Annotated in this window: 18 protein-coding genes, 3 tRNA genes and 1 rRNA gene; 1 reads left to right on the top strand and 21 read right to left on the bottom strand. The window is 68.5% G+C overall.

Going from position 1 to position 18,075, the window contains the following annotated elements; all coding sequences use genetic code 11:
* From K2R93_21380 to K2R93_21330, 11 genes are all read right to left on the bottom strand, one after another.
* A 16S ribosomal RNA gene (locus K2R93_21380) occupies nt 1-931 on the bottom strand; the annotation flags it as partial.
* Between the two features lie 539 nt (nt 932-1,470).
* Nucleotides 1,471-1,542, bottom strand: a tRNA-Lys gene (locus tag K2R93_21375).
* 57 nt (nt 1,543-1,599) lie between these two features.
* Nucleotides 1,600-1,673, bottom strand: a tRNA-Arg gene (locus K2R93_21370).
* 73 nt (nt 1,674-1,746) lie between these two features.
* Nucleotides 1,747-1,820, bottom strand: a tRNA-Pro gene (locus K2R93_21365).
* Nucleotides 1,821-1,862: 42 nt separating this feature from the next.
* Nucleotides 1,863-2,498: a non-canonical purine NTP pyrophosphatase gene (locus tag K2R93_21360; protein MBY0492401.1), complete on the bottom strand. Its 636-nt coding sequence runs from the start codon at nt 2,496-2,498 to the stop codon at nt 1,863-1,865.
* A gap of 14 nt (nt 2,499-2,512) precedes the next feature.
* Nucleotides 2,513-3,214, bottom strand: a complete 702-nt coding sequence (rph, locus tag K2R93_21355; protein ID MBY0492400.1) for a ribonuclease PH — start codon at nt 3,212-3,214, stop codon at nt 2,513-2,515.
* Between the two features lie 40 nt (nt 3,215-3,254).
* Entirely contained in the window at nt 3,255-3,743 is a 489-nt protein-coding gene (rfaE2, locus tag K2R93_21350) for a D-glycero-beta-D-manno-heptose 1-phosphate adenylyltransferase (protein ID MBY0492399.1), read from the bottom strand.
* Nucleotides 3,737-4,297 carry a hypothetical protein gene (locus tag K2R93_21345; protein MBY0492398.1) on the bottom strand — a complete coding sequence of 187 codons (561 nt, stop codon included), beginning with the start codon at nt 4,295-4,297 and terminating at the stop codon, nt 3,737-3,739. Before K2R93_21345 ends, rfaE2 begins: the two co-directional genes overlap by 7 nt.
* Nucleotides 4,272-4,952, bottom strand: a complete 681-nt coding sequence (locus tag K2R93_21340) for a hypothetical protein (GenBank protein ID MBY0492397.1) — start codon at nt 4,950-4,952, stop codon at nt 4,272-4,274. Before K2R93_21340 ends, K2R93_21345 begins: the two co-directional genes overlap by 26 nt.
* A complete protein-coding gene (locus K2R93_21335) occupies nt 4,949-6,703 on the bottom strand; it encodes a peptidylprolyl isomerase (GenBank protein ID MBY0492396.1) in 1,755 nt (584 codons plus the stop codon). The genes K2R93_21340 and K2R93_21335 overlap by 4 nt, the downstream gene beginning before the upstream one ends.
* Nucleotides 6,697-7,131: an acyl-CoA thioesterase gene (locus K2R93_21330; GenBank protein MBY0492395.1), complete on the bottom strand. Its 435-nt coding sequence runs from the start codon at nt 7,129-7,131 to the stop codon at nt 6,697-6,699. The genes K2R93_21335 and K2R93_21330 overlap by 7 nt, the downstream gene beginning before the upstream one ends.
* 90 nt (nt 7,132-7,221) lie before the next feature.
* Here K2R93_21330 and K2R93_21325 point away from each other — a divergent pair, with 90 nt between their 5' ends.
* Nucleotides 7,222-7,998 (top strand): UDP-2,3-diacylglucosamine diphosphatase, encoded by a 777-nt coding sequence (locus tag K2R93_21325; protein MBY0492394.1) that lies wholly within the window; start codon nt 7,222-7,224, stop codon nt 7,996-7,998.
* Here K2R93_21325 and murI read toward each other — a convergent pair.
* The 10 genes from murI to infB form a co-directional block, all read right to left on the bottom strand.
* On the bottom strand, nt 7,939-8,739 hold the full coding sequence (gene murI / locus K2R93_21320; GenBank protein MBY0492393.1) for a glutamate racemase: 801 nt from the start codon (nt 8,737-8,739) through the stop codon (nt 7,939-7,941). The genes K2R93_21325 and murI overlap by 60 nt on opposite strands.
* Nucleotides 8,740-8,767: 28 nt before the next feature.
* On the bottom strand, nt 8,768-9,412 hold the full coding sequence (locus tag K2R93_21315) for a hypothetical protein (protein MBY0492392.1): 645 nt from the start codon (nt 9,410-9,412) through the stop codon (nt 8,768-8,770).
* Between the two features lie 3 nt (nt 9,413-9,415).
* Complete coding sequence (locus tag K2R93_21310) at nt 9,416-9,805, bottom strand: RidA family protein (GenBank protein MBY0492391.1); 390 nt, start codon at nt 9,803-9,805, stop codon at nt 9,416-9,418.
* Between the two features lie 31 nt (nt 9,806-9,836).
* The gene (locus K2R93_21305; GenBank protein ID MBY0492390.1) at nt 9,837-10,652 is read right to left on the bottom strand and encodes a TatD family hydrolase; all 816 of its coding nucleotides are present in this window, start codon (nt 10,650-10,652) and stop codon (nt 9,837-9,839) included.
* Between the two features lie 4 nt (nt 10,653-10,656).
* Nucleotides 10,657-11,673 carry a protein translocase subunit SecF gene (secF, locus tag K2R93_21300; GenBank protein ID MBY0492389.1) on the bottom strand — a complete coding sequence of 339 codons (1,017 nt, stop codon included), beginning with the start codon at nt 11,671-11,673 and terminating at the stop codon, nt 10,657-10,659.
* 6 nt (nt 11,674-11,679) lie between these two features.
* Nucleotides 11,680-13,365 carry a protein translocase subunit SecD gene (gene secD, locus K2R93_21295; protein MBY0492388.1) on the bottom strand — a complete coding sequence of 562 codons (1,686 nt, stop codon included), beginning with the start codon at nt 13,363-13,365 and terminating at the stop codon, nt 11,680-11,682.
* A gap of 178 nt (nt 13,366-13,543) precedes the next feature.
* Nucleotides 13,544-14,485, bottom strand: a complete 942-nt coding sequence (locus K2R93_21290; protein MBY0492387.1) for a bifunctional riboflavin kinase/FAD synthetase — start codon at nt 14,483-14,485, stop codon at nt 13,544-13,546.
* Nucleotides 14,482-15,387, bottom strand: a complete 906-nt coding sequence (truB, locus tag K2R93_21285; GenBank protein MBY0492386.1) for a tRNA pseudouridine(55) synthase TruB — start codon at nt 15,385-15,387, stop codon at nt 14,482-14,484. The genes K2R93_21290 and truB overlap by 4 nt, the downstream gene beginning before the upstream one ends.
* On the bottom strand, nt 15,384-15,767 hold the full coding sequence (rbfA, locus tag K2R93_21280) for a 30S ribosome-binding factor RbfA (GenBank protein ID MBY0492385.1): 384 nt from the start codon (nt 15,765-15,767) through the stop codon (nt 15,384-15,386). Before rbfA ends, truB begins: the two co-directional genes overlap by 4 nt.
* Nucleotides 15,768-15,776: 9 nt before the next feature.
* Nucleotides 15,777-18,075: translation initiation factor IF-2 (gene infB / locus K2R93_21275; protein ID MBY0492384.1), on the bottom strand; the 2,299-nt coding region annotated here is incomplete at its 5' end.

The following is an 18,075-nucleotide window of genomic DNA, read 5'->3' as shown; positions in this document are numbered from 1 at the left end:
CACATGCTCCACCGCTTGTGCGGGCCCCCGTCAATTCCTTTGAGTTTCAGCCTTGCGGCCGTACTCCCCAGGCGGGGCACTTAATGCGTTAGCGCCGGCACTCGGGGGGTCGTTCCCCCAAGCACCTAGTGCCCATCGTTTACGGCGTGGACTACCAGGGTATCTAATCCTGTTTGCTCCCCACGCTGTCGCGCCTCAGCGTCAGCTACTGCCCAGCAGGCCGCCTTCGCCACTGGTGTTCTTCCGGATCTCTACGCATTCCACCGCTACACCCGGAATTCCACCTGCCTCTACAGTGCTCGAGTGACCCAGTTCGCACGGCCGACCCGGGGTTGAGCCCCGGGCTTTCACCACACGCTTAAGTCACCGCCTACGCGCCCTTTACGCCCAGTGATTCCGGACAACGCTCGCACCCTCCGTATTACCGCGGCTGCTGGCACGGAGTTAGCCGGTGCTTCCTCACCCGGTACCGTCAGTCCCCTCGAAAGGGGAGGTTCGTCCCGGGCAACAGGGGTTTACACACCGAAATGCTTCATCCCCCACGCGGCGTCGCTGCGTCAGCCTTGCGGCCATTGCGCAATATTCCCCACTGCTGCCTCCCGTAGGAGTCTGGGCCGTATCTCAGTCCCAATGTGGCTGGCCATCCTCTCAGACCAGCTACCCGTCATCGCCTTGGTGGGCCGTGACCCCACCAACTAGCTGATAGGCCGCGAGCTCCTCGTCCACCCCCGGAGGTTTCCTTGCCAAGTGATGCCACCCGGCAAGCGTATGCGGTATTACCCGGCCGTTGGGCCGGCTATCCCCCAGTGGACGGCAGATTGCTCACGTGTTACGCACCCGTTCGCCGGTTACCCTTGCGGGCCCCCGTGACTTGCATGTGTTAAGCACGCCGCCAGCGTTCGTCCTGAGCCAGGATCAAACTCTCCAATAGTCTTTAAAACCCTTGGAGCCTTTTGATAGGCTCTCCCACGCGAAGTCCGAAGACCTCGAGCGTGGAATCACAGAAATTCAGGTTGATGTCTCGCTGCAGCCCTGATCAGCCGCAGGTCATAGACACCGCCCCGCACAATCCGTCGATCTCACCATCAGTTGTCAAACAGCGCAGAAACGCAAACGACGGCCAGGGAGACCCTGCCGTCGCGGTTTCGGACAGCGCGAACGCTGTCGATGGCATCTATCGGGACTTGAACCCGATCGCTTGAAGCAGATCCGAAAAGGGAGAGCGTTGAGGGAGCAACTCAGGGCGACTGACGCCACCCGCGAGACCCACACCAACCACACCAGCCTTACGAACTTCACCTGCCCTGCGGCAACCCCAGCGCGACTGTGCTGTGTTGCGATACCGTCCGGCCCGCGATTTGCCGGAGTCCCGATATGTAACCGAGCGCGAGATGAAGTTCAAGGGGTCTGTTTCATCTTTTTCGCACTCCGCAGCGCCGAGACCGCGCCACGTGTTTCCTGCCACTCCAGTGCACCCTCTAGGACTCGAACCTAGAACCTACTGATTAAGAGTCAGCTGCTCTACCATTGAGCTAAGGGTGCGATTCCCGACAAGCGGGGTCGCTGGTGATGCGCCGCCCGTACCGAGCGATGCATCCACGCGCCAGGAGGGATTCGAACCCCCGACCAACAGCTTAGAAGGCTGCCGCTCTATCCATCTGAGCTACTGGCGCCTACCACCTCGTTGATCACCCTTGCGGGCCCTGACACGCTGTACCTGCTGGTACCACTCACCGTCCTACAGGATCGGGGCGGCCGGATTCGAACCGGCGACCTCCTGCTCCCAAAGCAGGCGCGATACCGGGCTACGCTACGCCCCGCAGATCAGCGGCCGCGTATGTTATCGCGAGCAAGCCTCGGGGTCAACGGGGGGAAGCAAACTCGTGCACGCGCGCCAATAAGCCGCGAAACGCCCGCCCGCGGTGACTCACCGCCGCCTTCGCGTCCCGCTCCACCTCGGCGAACGTCTGCCCGAGATCATCCGACAGGAAATACGGGTCGTAGCCGAACCCGCCGGCGCCCCGGGGGGCCGTCAACAACACCCCGCACGTCTCCCCTCGCACCACCAGCGACCCGCCCGGGCCCACCCCCGCGGCGGCACACACGTAGCGTGCGGTCCGCTCCTCCCGACCGAAGCGCGCCGCCTCGCTGAGCGCCACCTGCAGAAACCGGTTGTTCTCGGCGTCGAGTGCGGTGCCATGCAGATCCGCGCGCCCCGACCACCGCTTGCTGCGGACCCCCGGACGCCCATCGAGCGCGTCCACCGCCAAACCGGAGTCGTCCGCCAGCACGACCAGCCCCGTCAGCGCGGCGAAATACCGCGCCTTGGCCAACGCGTTCGCCTCGAACGTGTCGTGCACCTCGAGCGCCTCCTCGGCGTCCGATTCCGGGAGCCCGAGGTCCTCGAGTGTGCGTCCGACACAGCCGGCCTCGGCCAACAGCGGCAGCAACTCGCGCAGCTTCCCGGCACTGCGCGTCGCCAGCACGACATCCGTCACGGCGATCGTTCGCCTCAGACGCCGAGGGCGCGGCGCTGCCACGCATCGAGTTCGCGAATCCCGCTGACCGCGAGGCCCAGCAAGGCATCAAGCTCCTCGCGCGCGAAGGTGCCATGCTCACCGGTCCCCTGCACCTCCACGAAACGTCCTTCGCTGCTCATGACGACGTTCATGTCCACGCCGGCGCGCACGTCCTCGTCGTAGTCGAGATCGAGCCGCGGTTCACCGTCGACGATCCCGACGCTGATCGCCGCCACGCGACGGCGCACGGGCGATGCCGGAATACGACCGCTCTGCACCATCCACGCGAACGCCTCCTCCACGGCCACACACGCGCCGGTGATCGAGGCGGTGCGCGTCCCGCCGTCGGCCTGCAACACGTCGCAGTCAACCTTCACCGTGAACTCGCCGAAGCGGAAATCATCGAGCATCGCGCGTACGCTGCGGCCGATCAGCCGCTGGATCTCCTGCGTGCGCCCACCAATCTGCGAGCGTTCGCGCGACACGCGCGTGCGCGTGGCGCGCGGCAGCATCGCATACTCGGCGGTGACCCACCCTTCCCCACTGCCCTTCTTCCAGCCCGGCACGCCAGTCTCGACGCTCGCCGAGCAGAGCACGCGCGTGTTGCCGAACGCGATCAGACAGGAGCCCTCGGCGTAGGGGACGGCCCCCTTCTCGAGCGAAATCTCCCGCAAGGCGTCATTCGCGCGCCCCACGCGCGGGAGGTAGACGTTCACGAGCGCATTGTCAGAGGCATCAGCCACGAAGTTTCTCGATGATGGAGGTGGTGGATTGGCCGGGCACGAGCGGGACGACGACGACGCGACCGCCGCGCGCGGTGACCACGTCGGCGCCGACGATCGTGGCCGGCGAGTAGTCGCCGCCCTTCACGATGACATCGGGCTCAAGCGCCTTCACGAGCTCGATGGGCGTATCCTCTTCGAAGACCACGACCGCATCGACGCTTTCGAGCCCGGCGAGCACCAACGCCCGCTCGGCGGTGGTGCGCACGGGACGCGTCGGCCCCTTGAGCCGCTGGACGGAGGCGTCACTGTTGACGCCCACGATGAGCGCCGCGCCTTCCCGTCGCGCCATGTCGAGCACTTCGATGTGGCCGGGATGGAGCAGATCAAACACGCCGTTGGTGAAGACGACGGCGCCGCGCACGCCGGCGCGCCAGCTCACCGCCTCCTCGAGGCGCATCACCTTGGCCACCGGGCGACGGGGCGCTTCGCGCGTCACCACTGCGACTGCACTCCGTCCACGATATCGGCCATGAGACTTTCGATGGCGTTGCGGCGGCCGGTCACCTCACCGCCTTCGGCGTACTGCCCTTCGCGCGAGAGGCCGGCCTTCTTGAGCAGGCTGCGGCTGGTCTTCTGCTCGATGATCTCGATGTCAATCACGAGCTGCAGCCGTCGGCGCGTGGACGTCGTCTGGCGTGAATCCGCCGAGACGCCCGCCGGGATGTCGACGTCGTACTTCAGAATGCTGCCGGTCACCACAAGGTCGGCCTTCGCCAGCGGCGCTTCGCGCAGGTTGAGCCGATCGTGCAGCGTCTTGCGCAGGGCGTCGAAGAGCTCCTTCTGGAGTTCCGGGGACGCCGTCTCGTTGTCAAACGGCTCGATGGCCACCGTCTTGAGATTCTTGGGGAGCCCACCGCCTCCCGAGAATCCGTAGCAGGCGGAGAGCAGCACGGCGGCGCCGAGCGAAGCGCTCAGCGCCAACGCGTCGCGACGCGTCAGTCGTCGGACCGACGCGTCACCATCGCGATCAGGGGCGGCGCCAGATGGCGTCATCAAATTTCTCGACAAACGAAGAGTCGGTCACGGCAATCGACAGGCGTCGCTTGCCTTGCTCGTTAACATACTGCAACTGCAGCGGGCCGTCGCCGGTGCGACCACGGCTCATCCACTCCACCAGGCGGCCGCTTTCGATGCGCTCGACCCGCGCGAGCCGCACGCCGCTGAAGCCGACGCGCCACGCCCGGCCATCGGCCTTGCTGGCATCGGCGCCCCGCAGGCGACCGAGATCGGCCCAGAGGGAATCCCCGCGCATCCGTGCGACGGTATCGGGGGTCGCGGGCAATGCCAGCCGCCCGAGCGACGCCCACAGCAGCGGGACCGGTGGCAACAGTCGCTTCACCAGGTCGATGCCCGGAATGTGGAGCGAATCGCCAATGAGGATGGCGTAGCCGCCCGCCATCCCGTTGCGCAGGAAGAAGTCGAGGCGCGCATGATCGGGGCCCTGCACGCGCACGGCGCCATCACCGGTGGCTTCGAACGTTTCGTCCTTGTAGCTCCACGTGAAGCGCAGGACCGTAGGACGCGCGGAGAGCACCGCGGGCGGAAACACCGCGCGCGTCGGGGTGCCGTCGAGCCGTCGGGCCGCCGGCGCACAAGCCGCGATCAGCATCGCCGCCAGAGCCGCCAGAGGCGCCAGTCGCGCGTTCATGGGATGGTGATCCGCAACATGCGATCACCCTGTACGATGCGGTCCATGACGTCGAAGCCCTCCAGCACGTGGCCGAACACGGTGTAGGCGCCGTCGAGATGCGGCTGCGGCGCATGGCACAGGTAATACTGACTCCCGCCGGTGTCGGGCCCCGAGGTCGCGAGGCCGAGACATCCGCGACCGTGGCGTAGCCGCGTCCAACTCTCACGCAACGAGAAACCGGCGTCGCCGCTTCCGTCCCCACTGGCATCGCCATCCTGCACGACAAAGTTGGGTACCACGCGATGGAAGGTCGTGTTCCGATACACGCCGGTCCGCGCCAGCCGCACGAAGGCTTCGACCACGAGCGGCGCTTCACGGGCGGCGAGCTCGACGACGACGCGTCCCCGGTCGGTCTCGATCACGGCACGCGGCTGCGCGGCACCGGGGACGACCCATTGGCGCACGAGTCGCGCGTAGTCGGCCAACGGCCGCGCCGGGGGCGGCGCGGTGCGGCTGCGCCGCGCGGTGGTGTCGCGAATACCCAGCCGTTGCCGCGCGGCGCGTTGCACGCGCCCGTCGCGATCGGTGACCAATTGGCGAGCCAGCGTGGTATCGCGCGGCGCATTCGCGGCGCCTTCGCCCAACGCGGCCACGCGATATTGCCAGTCCGTGCGCGTGGCCCACTCCCGTTCGATGCCGGGGGCCAACGGCACGCCGAGGCGACGAGCCTGCGCCAGCAGCGTACGTCGCACGGTGAGCGCGGTGTCGGCATCCCAGGCCGCGCGCCACTGGGCGGTGTCGCGGCCGAGCACCTCGCCAAGTGCTTCGCTGGTGGCCACGCGCACATTGCCGACGGGATCCCGCATGAGGGGCATGACCTGCGCCGCGACCGCTGGGCCGAACGTTTCGAGGCTGCGCACCGCGTTGATGCGCACGCGCTCACTGGCGTCGCGCACCAGCGCACTCAACGCACGCCGCGCCGCGTCACTCAGCGAATCGCCCACCACCGCACGCGTGAGCGCGCGCGCCACGTGCTGCCGCGTCTCCTCGTCGGCCGACTGCTGCAACGGAAGCACCGCGCGCACGGCCCCCGCGACACGGGCGCGTCCGACAACGTAGGCCGCCGCCCGCGCGACCTCGGGGGCCGGATCCGCCACCCATGGGACGAGCACCGTGGCCGGTACCGGTCGCAGCTTGACGAGCGCCAGGACTGCGGCCGCGCGGACGGGCGGCTCACGGAGCGCCAATGGGCTCTCGCGCACGGGATTCGCGAGCCGGTCGCCAAGGGCCACGGCCAGCACGGTGCGCGCGGGTTCGCCAATCTCGCCGAGGGCCCAGGCGGCCTCGCGAGCGACCGCATCGGGGGCACCCCCCAACGCGCGCGCCAGCGCGAGCACACTTCCCGTGTCGTGCGCGATCCCGATGGCGTACGCGGCATTGGCGGCGATGGCAGTATCGCCATCGAGCAAGCGGTCGCGCAGCTGCGGATAGCGCCCGCGCGCCTTGAGCTGACCGATGGCAAGCACCGCGCGGGCACGCGTGGCCGGATGGGCGCTGCGCAGCGCGGCGTCGAGCACGACGGTGTCGACCACGCGCTGATCGGTCGTTGCCAGCAGGCGCGCCTCGAGGTCGACATCGAACGGGGTCGGTGCCGCCTGGCGCGCCGGGCGCCCACAGGCGGCGAGGTTCGCCGCGAGGCTCAGCGCCAGCATCGGCGCGAGCCCGGCGCGGCCCCGGTGCGCCCGCCAGCCAGCGGCACGGGTCAGCATTCGCCCGCCATCGCCCGGGTGAGCCAGCCGCGGACCTCGGGCGGCAGCGCCGTCAATCGCCCCGCCGCATTGATCGACACGAGCGCGGTGCTGGCGGACACCAGCAGCGCGTTCGTATCCGCCCGCACGATGCGATAGTCGAAGCGCATTCCGCGTGAACCAACCTCCACCAGCGTCGTGTGCACCCGGATGGGATCATCGTAGCGCGCCGACGCATGGAAACGCATCGACGCATCGGAGACGGCGAGCCGCACCCCGTCGCGCTCCAGGTCCGCATAGGATCGGCCGGCGCGCCGGATGTAGTCGGTGCGACCGATCTCGCACCAGACGAGATAATTGGCGTGGTAGACCACCCCCATCTGATCGGTCTCGGCGTACCGGACACGCAGTTCGGAGATGGTTTCGTTGGCGGCGGGTGTCTCAGACATGCCCGGGAAGATGCCCGCCGCCGGGGGCCACGCCAAGCGTGCGACGGGCTGCGGTTTGTGGGCCCGGACGCCACGGATTAGACTGCCTGCGTGCTTCCCACGCCCTGTACCGTGATCGGCGACGTCCACCTTGGCGTGGCGTCGGTCGATGCCGAGCGCTCGCTGCGGCAGCTGCTGCGGTCGCTGCCGGAGACGTCGCGCTCGCTGGTGATCATGGGCGACCTGTTCGACTTCTGGTTCGCCTGGCAGTACGCCATGCCGCGCGTCGGGTATCGGGTGCTGGCCGAGCTGGCCTCGCTACGTGATGCGGGGCTGCCCGTACTGTGGATCGGCGGCAACCACGATTGCTGGGGCGGCGACGCGCTGATGGCCGAGACGGGGGTGGAGTACACCCTGGAGCCGTGGCGGGGGGCGATCGGGCCGTGGCAGGCCCTTCTGGCGCACGGAGACGGCCTTCGCGAGGTCGAGGACGCGCCGTATCGCCGACTGCGGACGGTGCTGCGGCATCCGCTCGCCATTCGGGCGTACTCCTACCTGCATCCGACGCTGGCGACCCGGCTCGCGATGGCATCCTCGAAAACGAGTCGCAAGGGGCGCGCGCGCGATGGCGGCGCCGGGCTCTTGGCGGTTGGCACGCAGGCGCTCACCGCGCCCGCCGGCCCCTCGCTCGTGATGCATGGGCATTCGCACGTGCCCATGCTCGTTCGGGCGGGGCGCGGGGTGTACGGCAACGCGGGCGCGTGGTACCTCGATCAGCAGTACCTGCGGATCACCGACGCAGCGATCGAGCGCGTGGCGTACACCGGCTCAGGTAAAGACGACGTGCTCGACCGCCTCGAGCGGCCGGTCGAGGAAGCGGGCCGCTAGGGCACGGAAGTGCTGCGGCGCGTCGGAGGCGATGACGCGCAGCGCGGCCGGTTCGGCGCCCGTGGCGGCCATCGTTCGCGCCGCGAGCTCGCGGTCCACGGCGGCGGCCGTCTCCTCGGCGCTGTCGATGAGCACGACGTCGGGTCCGACTGCCTGCGCCAGCACGTCGCGCAGCAACGGATAGTGCGTGCATCCCAGCACCAGCGCGCCCATGCCGGCGGCGGCGAGCGGCGTCAGGTACTCGCGCACCACCAGACGGGTGGCATCGTGGTCGATCCACCCTTCTTCGACCAACGGCACGAGGAGCGGACACGCCATGGCGTGCACGACGCGCGCGGGATCGATCGCGTGGATGGCCCGCTCGTACGCGCCCGATCGAATGGTGCCGGCGGTACCGATCACACCGATCACCCCCGCCGGCGCCGCCTCCACGGCCGCGCGCGCACCCGGCGCAATCACGCCGATGACCGGCACGGGGAGCAGATCCTGCAACAGCGTGAGCGCGTGCGCGGTGGCCGTGTTGCACGCCACCACGACCAGCTTCACCCCCTGCTCCACCAGCCATTCACTGATCTGGACGGCATAGCGACGCACCGTGTCCGGGCTCTTGGGCCCGTACGGGACGCGCGCGGTATCGCCGACGTAGACGAGCGACTCGTTCGGCAGGCGACGCTGAATGGCGCGAACGACCGTCAGGCCGCCGAGACCGGAGTCGAAGATGCCAATGGGGGCGTCAGACATGACCGTTTCGCTCGGGCCGGGCGGCCACTCAGAACCGCAGCGTAGCGACCACCGCGGCACCGCGCGCGGTTGGCACCGCGCTCATCTGCACCGGCATATCCCACAGCTGCGCGGCGACGAACGCGTCGGCCCCCGAGAACAGGTGGTTGAACGCGATGACGGCGATCCAGTCTTCGCGATGCAGTCGCCGCGTGCGTACGAGATCGGCGGTATAGCCGGTGGCCGTGGAGCCCAGCTTCACGGGCTTGCCGTTGCTCCCGATCGCGAAGTCCGTCGGAATCGTATCGAGCTGAAAGCGCTTCGCCTCGTGATAATCCGCGTTGCTGCGGCGGAGCATCACGACGGCGGCCAGTTCAACGGCGGCGAAGAGCGCGCCCGACGACCCGCGGTCGAGCTTGGACTGTCCGAGGCCAGGGAGCGCGGCCGACGTCAGAAACGCGCGCTTGGGCGAGAGCGGTGCCTGCGGGCGGGCCGCGATGGCAGCCGGCCGGCGACGCACCACCGAGGAATCCTGACGCGCGGCCGGTTTGGGGGCCGCGGGTTTGGGCGCGGGGGGCTGCTGCACCGGCGTCTTGGCCGGCGGCTGTGTCGGCGGAGCGACCTGCGCCATCAGACCGGGTGGGATGAGCACCACGCCGGCCAGGCACCACGCACGCAGGGATCGCCGAATCACGCGTCAGCGCGCCGGCAGGGCGGCGACGAGTTCGACTTCCACGCGCACGTTGCGCGGCAGGCCGGCGACCGCCACGGTGGAGCGCGCCGGTCGTGCGTCGCCCAGCACGCGCGCGTACACGGTGTTGAACGCCGCGAAGTCATCCATCGTGGTGAGGAAGCATGTCGTCTTCACCACATCGCTCCACGTCACGCCGGCTTCGGCGAGCACGGCGCCCAGATTCGCGAGCACCTGCTCAGTCTGCGCGGCCACATCGCCCGTGACGACGTCCATCGACACGGGATCGAGGGGAATCTGCCCGGCCGTGAAGAGGAAGCCGTTGGCCTTGATGGCCTGCGCGTAGGGGCCGATGGCCTTGGGCGCGTGGTCGGTGTGCAGGATTTCGAGTGCCATACGGGGAAGTGAATGACGGGGAGGCTGGGATTCAAGCGTGGGCCGCGTCAGCGAGCCCAAAGAAGTGCCGGGTATTGCGGAGGGTCTGTGCCGCGAGCGCGTCGGGGGTCACCCCGCGCGCCGTGGCGAGCCGATCGATGGTAAGTGGTACCCACGACGACTCATTTCGCTTCCCGCGGAAGGGGACGGGCGCGAGATAGGGCGCATCCGACTCGACCATCAGCCGATCATCGGGCACGGCGCGCAGCAGCGCCTCGTCGGTCCAGTTCCGAAAGGTGATGATACCGGAGAAGGACACGAACCACCCCGCCGCGAGCCCGCGCTCGGCGAGGGCGAGCGAGCCGGTATAGCAGTGCAGCACGCCGCGCACACCGGCGGCCTCGGCGTCGCGGAGGAAGGCTTCCGTGTCGGCTTCGGCGTCGCGGGTATGCAGCACGATCGGGCGGCGGAGCTCGGCCGCCAGCGCGAGCTGCGCGGCGAACGCGTACCGCTGCTGCTCGCGGGGCGCGAAGTCGTAGTGATAGTCCAGGCCGCACTCACCGACGGCCACGGCACCGAATGCCACGGCCTCGCGAATAGCCGCCGCATCGCGCGCGTCATCCCACGAGGCGGCCTCGTGCGGGTGCACGCCACAGGTGTGCGCCACCAACCCCGGATGGCGCGCCGCGATGGCGCGGGCGCGCAGGGCGGCGTCGGGCGTCTCGCCGATGCAGACCAGCAGTTCGGCGCCCGCCTCGCGGGCCCGAAGCACAACGGCCTCCGCATCATCTGCGAAGGCCGGGCTGGCCAGGTGCACGTGACTGTCGGCGTACGCCGTCACGTGCCCTGGCAGGGGTGTCTCGGTCACGCGATCAGCGCGTGGCGAGGCGCTCCGGACGACCACCGCTCGGCTTGGCCGCGGCGGCCGCTTCGTTCCCCGCGCGCGCGGCACGGGCGGTCGCGCTGTCTTCTTCACGCGGGTACTTCGACTCGATCCACAGCAGGACCGGGCCGGCGACGTAGATCGACGAGAACGTCGCGACGAACACGCCGAAGGTCATGACCCACGCAAACGGTCGGATCACTTCGCCAGCCAGAATGAGCAGCGCGACCGTGGCCGCGAGCACCGTGGCGTGCGTCATGATCGAGCGCGGCAGCGTTTCGTTGATGGACTTGTCGAGCAGCTGACCGAGCGTCATCCCCTTATGCGGCTTGCGGAGATTCTCGCGGACGCGGTCGAAGATGATGATCGTGTCGTTGGCCGAATACCCCAGCAGCGTCAGGATGGCCGCGACGACGGTGAGCGACACTTCGATGTGCAGCAGCTTGATGAACGCGAAGGTCACGAGGATGTCGTGCACCGTCGAGAGCACCGCGGCCGCGCCGAAGCGCCAGTCGAAGCGGATAGCCAGGTAGATCAGGGTGAAGATGGAGGCGATGAGCATGGCCATGGCCGCGCCCGAGCGGAGCTCGCTGCCGACCTTGGGGCCGACCGCCTCGGTCCGTACGACAGTCACGGCGCCGGCGCCGAACTTCTTGTCGAGCGCACTCTGGATCTCCTTGGAGATGCCTTCCGCGCCCGCCGCCTGCTGGGCCACCTGCTTCTCTTCGCGCGCCCGGATGGTGTAGTCCGTGGCAGTACCGAACTGCTGGATTTCGGCGCCGGTGATACCGGCCTGATCGAGCGTGGCGCGGACGTCGGCCACGTTGGGCGGCGTCTTGAACTGCACCTGCATGAGCGTGCCGCCGGTGAACTCAATGCTGTAGTTCACCCCGCCGGTGATGCCGAAGGTGATGAGGCCGGCGAGAATGAACGCGATCGTCAGCCCAGCCGCCCAGCGCCAGTGCTTGACGAACTCGTACTTGGTGTCGTGGAAAATACGCAGCATGGGTCCTCAGATGCTCAGCGTCTGGGTACCGCGCGAGCGGTCGAGCCAGAGCAGGAAGAAAGTGCGAGTCACGAAGATGGCCGTGAAGAGCGAAGCGACGAGACCGGCGACGAGCGTCACCGCAAAGCCGCGCACCGGGCCGGTGCCGTACTGGTAGAGAACCATGCCTGACAGGATCGTCGTCGCCGACGTGTCGATGATGGCGCTCAGGGCGTGACGGAAGCCTTCGTCGATCGAGAGGCGGACCGACTTGCCATGATCGAGTTCTTCACGGATGCGCTCGAAGATCAGCACGTTCGCGTCAACCGCGATACCGATCGAGAGCACGAAACCAGCGAGGCCGGGGAGCGTGAGCACCGCGTGGAAGCCGGCGAGCATGGCCAGCGTGTACACGAGGTACATGATCAGGGCGACTACCGCGAGCACACCGGCAAACTTGTAGTAGCCGATCATGATCACGATGATGAGCGCCACGGCCACGCCCAGTGCGAGGACGCCCTTGTTGATGGAGTCCTGGCCCAGGCTGGCACCGATCTGCCGCACTTCGGCGACCTTGAGCGGGACCGGGAGCGCACCGGCGCGGAGGACCAGGGCGAGGTCCTGCGCGGCCTGCAGCGTACCACCGCCGAGCGTGATCTGGCCGTTGCGGCCGATCGCGCTGTTGAGGACCGGCGCCGTGACGACCCGCTGGTCGAGCACGATGGCCATGTTGTCCTTGACGTGCTTGCCCGTCTCCGTCTTGAAGCGGCGCGCGCCTTCGTTGTTCAGCGTGAACTGCACCACGTTGCCTTCCACCGGATCGGTGGACGGACGCGCATCGGTCAGCACTTCACCGGTGATGATCGGGCGCGCATCCAGCACGTACAGGGTGCGGAACTTTTCCGTGGCCGTGCCGAGCGAATCGACGCCCCAGCGCATCACCTTGCCCGGCGGCATCGCGGCCTGAATGGCCGGCAGCGCGAGGGCGCGCTCGATGGCGGGATAGGCCTTGTCGGGCACGATGTACTGCCCCGGCAGCTGCCCGGGCTGCACGTTCGTGCTGAAGAGACCGCCCGTGGCGGCCGGCGTCTTGGACGCGCTGTCGCCACCGGTGGTGGCGGCGGCCTTCGCCGTGTCGGCCTTCGTGGAATCCTTCTTCGCCGTATCCGTCTTCTGCGTGAGCAGCGACGTGACGGTCGTGGGCTTGGCGCTGTCGCCGAGCACCTTCTGATCGGTGCCGACGGCGAGGCCCTGCTGCTTCGCGATGTCGTCGAAGCGCGACATCACCTTCTCGAGCGCCTGCGTCTTGTCGGTGATCTGGAACTCGAGGAACGCCTGGTTCTGCACGACTTCCTGCGCACGCTGCGGATCATCGAGACCGGGCAGTTCCACGATGATGCGCTCATCGCCCGCCTTCTGCACCACGGGTTCGGATACGCCGAACTCGTCGATGCGCTGACGCACGACCTTGAGTGCGCGATCGAGCGCTTCACTCTTGTTGGCCACCGCCTGCTTGGATTCGTCAACCTCGAGCGTCAGGTGCATGCCGCCCTGGAGGTCGAGGCCGCGCTTGAGCGGCACGCGCTTCACGGTGTCGTACACGAAGACGCCGTTGCGCTTCACGCGCTCAACGACCGTTCGCGGAAAGAGCGCCCACGCGGAAGCCGCGAAGAGCGCCACAATAAGCAGGACGCGGTACTTCAGGTTCGCCATCGTACGCCGGTGGCCAGGGGGAATGTCGACGCGCGTGGGGAGAGCCCGGGAGGGACCCCCGCCCGGGGACGCGCGGGAAACGGCGCGAAGTGCGCCAAGCCCCTTAACTTAGAGGTCGAGCGGCGCCTGCGGTAGCCAGCGGCGGGTCCGCCATTGCACGCCGCACCCGCCGGCCCGATTACGCCAGGGCGGCCCGGGCGTGCCGCTCGTCGTCGGCCAGCTGCGCCTTGAGGGCGTCGAGCCCGCTGAACGGGCGGGTTTCCCGAAGTCGGGCGACGAAGTCCAGGCGGACCGGCGCCCCGTACCAGTCGTGCGACGCGTCGAAGACGTGCGTTTCGATCCGACGCCCGGCGTCGCCGAAGGTGGGGCGCGGGCCGAGGTTGAGCATTCCGCCAAACCGCCCCTCGGGGAGCGTCACCCGCACGGCATAGACCCCGTCGGGTGGCAGCAGCTTCCGCTCCGGGACGGGGCTGAGATTGAGCGTGGGGTAGCCAATGGTCCGGCCGCGCTGGTCACCGTGGACGACGGTGCCCTGCACGCTGTACGGCCGGCCCAGCCCCAGTTCGGCGCGATGGAGATCGCCGCCGGCGACCGCGCGGCGAATGGCCGTAGAGCTGATGGCATGTCCGTCCGGCGTGTGCACCGGATCGAGGACCGACACCGAGAAGCCGCGCGCCGCGCCGAGCGCCCGCAGCACATCGGCATCGCCCATGCGCCCGCGCCCGAACCCGTGGTCATACCCCACCAGCAGATCGTGCACCCGGAAGCGGCGCACGAGAATCTCGTCCACGAAGCGCTCGGCTTCGTAGGCCGCAAGCGCCGGGGTAAACGGGAGCACGGCCACACACGAGACGCCGGCGGCCGCGATGCGCTCGAGCTTCTCGTCGAGCAGGGTGAGCAGCGGCGGCGCCGCCGCCGGATTCACGACATCGAGCGGATGCGGATCGAAGGTGATGACCACGCTCGGCAGCGATGCGGCGGCGGCCCGATCGACGAGGCGCCGCAGGATGTCATGATGCCCGCGATGCACGCCGTCGAAGGTGCCGACGGTGACGACGGCGCCCTCCGCGTGCTGCACGCCACGCTCGGTGTCCGGACCGGTGAGGATCTGCATGCTCACGACGCGGCCTCCTCCGCCCCCAGCAGCACGACCGTGGGCTGCCAGCGGCCGGCGGCGTTGCGCCGCCCCATGCCGATGACCTCAGTGCCGCGCAGAAACGCGGCCTGCTCTCCCTCGTGGCGGGCCCGTACCGGACGCCCGTGCCGCAGGTCGATCAGATCCGTGTCGTCCAGCGATTCACGGGCCACACTACCAAGGGCCTCGAGCGGTGACCGGAGCGTGACGGTGCCGTCGGCGATGGCCCCTGGCGCGAGCGCGGTATACGGCACCGCGTCCTGCACATGCGCCGGGCCACTCGACACGCGACGCAGTGCCTGACAGTGGGCCGCGCTGCCGAGCGCCCGCCCGAGGTCGCGGGCCAGCGCGCGGATATAGGTGCCACCGCCACAGGTGATCCGTACCTCGAGCGTGCTGTCGGTCGCGCCACACCATTCCCAGCCCATCACGTGCACCATGACCGGTGCGAGCGTGACCTCGCGCCCTTTGCGCGCGAGATCGTAGGCCCGCTGGCCGCCAACATGCTTGGCGGAATACGCCGGGGGCACCTGGGCGATCTGGCCGGTGAGCTGCTGTTCGGCGGCCAGCCGATCGCCGTGCTGCGGATCGCGCAGCACGGCGGCGTCGGGCGCCGGTGCGGTGCGCACCACGGTACCGGTGCGATCATCGGTGTCCGTCTCGGTGCCGAAGGCGATGGTGGCCTCGTAGCACTTCGGCTCGCCCACGATGTACGGCAGGAGACGCGTGCATGGACCGATTGCGATCACCAGCAACCCGGTGGCGAAGGGATCCAGCGTGCCGGCGTGCCCCACCCGGCGCGATCGGGCGGCCCGTCGCACGACGCCCACGACATCGTGCGACGAGATTCCTGCTGGCTTATCGACGTAGAGAAGCCCGGAGATCACTCCGGTGCACCGTCGGCGTCGCGCTGCTCGCGTTCATTCCGGATCTGCGCGAGCAGGTGTTCAATGCGCGAGGCACGCGCCACGCTTTCGTCGGCCTTGAAGTGAATCTCCGGGGCCGAGCGCAGGCGCAGCGTTTTGCCCAAGACCGAGCGCAGGTGACTGGCAACACTGGCCAGCCCCTGCATGGTGCTTGCTACATCCGCGTCGTCTCCCATGAGGGAGACGAACACGTTGGCATGCCGAAGGTCGCGCGTCACGTCAACCGCGGTCACGGTGACGAACGCGCGGATTCGCGGATCCTTCGCGCCTTCCGACAGGAAGGTCGCGACCTGTTCGCGAATCGATTCGGCGACGCGGTCAGGACGCCGCGGTTCGCCCATGGTCCCTCCTCAGGACTTATTGGCCTGGTCGAGGGTACGTGCCACTTCTTCGGTCCGGTAGCACTCGAACACGTCGCCGATCTTGACGTCGTTGAAGTTCTCGATGCCGATACCGCACTCGTAGCCTTCCTTGACTTCGTTGACGTCGTCCTTGAAGCGACGCAGCGACGCCAGGGCGCCATCGTAGATCTCGATGCCGTCGCGGATGACACGCACCCGACCCCGGCGATTGATGATCCCGGAGCGCACGATGCAACCGGCGATGGTCCCGATGCGCGCGACCTTGAACGTTTCGCGCACCTCGGCTTCGCCGAAGACCACTTCGCGCTCTTCGGGGCGCAGCATCCCTTCGAGGGCGGCCTTCACATCGGCGACCGCCTCGTAGATGATGCGATACAGCTTGATGTCCACGCCTTCGCGCTCGGCGGCATTGCGGGCGTTGTTGTCGGGGCGGACGTGGAAGCCGATGATGATGGCGCCCGACGCCTTGGCGAGCAGGATGTCGCTCTCGGCAATCGCACCGACACCACGGTGCACGATGTCGACCTGGACTTCCGGATTCGACAGCTGTCCGAGTGCGTCGGCCAGCGCTTCCGCCGGACCGCCCTGGTCGGCCTTGATGAGCAGGCGCAGCTGGCGCTTCTGGCCGGCGGCGGTCTGCGACATGAAGTCTTCGAGCGAGACGATGCCACGCGTGGTGCGGCGGCTCTTGGCTTCGCGATCGAGGCGCTCACGACGCTGCGCGATTTCGCGCGCGGCGGTCGCGTCTTCCACGACGAGGAGCTGATCGCCGGCCATCGGTACGCCGGTGAGGCCGAGGATCTGCACCGGGATCGCCGGTCCCGCTTCCTTGACCTGCTTGCCGCGTTCATCGAGGAGCGCGCGCACGCGCCCCGAGTGAATGCCGCAGATGTAGTCGTCGCCGACGCGCAGCGTGCCATTCTGCACGAGCACGGTGGCCACGGGTCCCTTGCCCTGGTCGAGCTGCGCTTCGACCACCGAGCCGGTCGCGCGACGCGACGGATTGGCGGTGAGCTCCAGGATGTCGGCCTGCAGGGCGATCTGTTCGAGCAGTTCGGGCACGCCCGTGCCCTTCTTCGCCGAGATCTCCGAATGCAGCACGCTGCCGCCGAACTCTTCGAGCACGACGTCATGCTGCAGCAGGTCTTGCTTCACCTTGGCGATGTTCGCCGTGGGGAGATCGACCTTGTTGATGGCGATGATGATCGGCACGCCGGCGCTCTTGGCGTGCGAGATCGCTTCCACGGTCTGCGGCATCACCTGGTCGTCGGCGGCAATGACGATCACGACGATGTCGGTGACCTGCGCACCGCGCGCACGCATGGCCGTGAAGGCCTCGTGACCCGGCGTGTCGAGGAAGGTGATCGAACGCCCGCCACCGATCTGCACGTGGTACGCGCCGATATGCTGCGTGATGCCACCCGCTTCGCCGGCAACCACGTTGGCCTTGCGGATGTAGTCGAGGAGCGACGTCTTGCCGTGGTCGACGTGACCCATGATGGTGACGACCGGCGGACGCGGCCGGAGATCCTCGTCGCTGTCCTCCGTCTGCTCTTCCGGGAGGTCGGCGGCGTAGTCGCTTTCCTTGACGGCCTGGAAGCCGAATTCGCCGGCGATCAGTTCGATCTGGTCGAAGTCGAGGCGCTGATTGATGGTGACCATCAGGCCGAGCGACTTGAAGGCAAAGCCGACGATCTGCGTGGCGGAGATGCCGAGGATCTGCGCGAGTTCGGAGACGGTGATGAACTCGTTCACGCGCACGGTCTTCCGCTCGCGCTCGGCGGCGGCCTGGCGCTGCTCCTCGATCTCGGCGCGCATTTCGGCGCCAAAACGGCGACCCGGGCGGCCACGCTGCGGCGCACCGCGCAGGGCCGTCATGGTCTTGGAGATGTTCGCGGTCACCGCTTCCTGATCCACGGCCCCGCGCTTGCCCTTCTTGCCGCGACGCTGCTGGTTCCCGCCGCCCTGCTGGGCTGCGGCACCCGTGCTCTGCTGCCCACCGCCACCACCACCGCCACCACCACCCTGCATGGGCGGGCGACGATCATCGCGGCGCTGGCCCTGCGAGAGGCCACCACCGGGGGCAGCGGACGCGATCGGGCGCGCGCCGCCAAAGCTCGGTCCGGCGCTGGCGACCGGACGTGGACGCGGTGCGCCCGGCACCACCGGGCGCGGACGCGGACGGTCTGCCGGGAGCGACGGCGCGGGCGGCGCTGACGGGGCGGCCGCGACGGGTGCCGAGGGGGGCGTGTCCGACGAGGGGGCCGGTGCCGCGGCTTCGACAGCC

This window comes from Gemmatimonadaceae bacterium (genome assembly GCA_019752115.1).
GTDB lineage: Bacteria > Gemmatimonadota > Gemmatimonadetes > Gemmatimonadales > Gemmatimonadaceae > Gemmatimonas.
The sequence above is the reverse complement of the archived record's forward strand: the minus strand, read 5'-3'. Positions and strand labels throughout refer to the sequence as shown.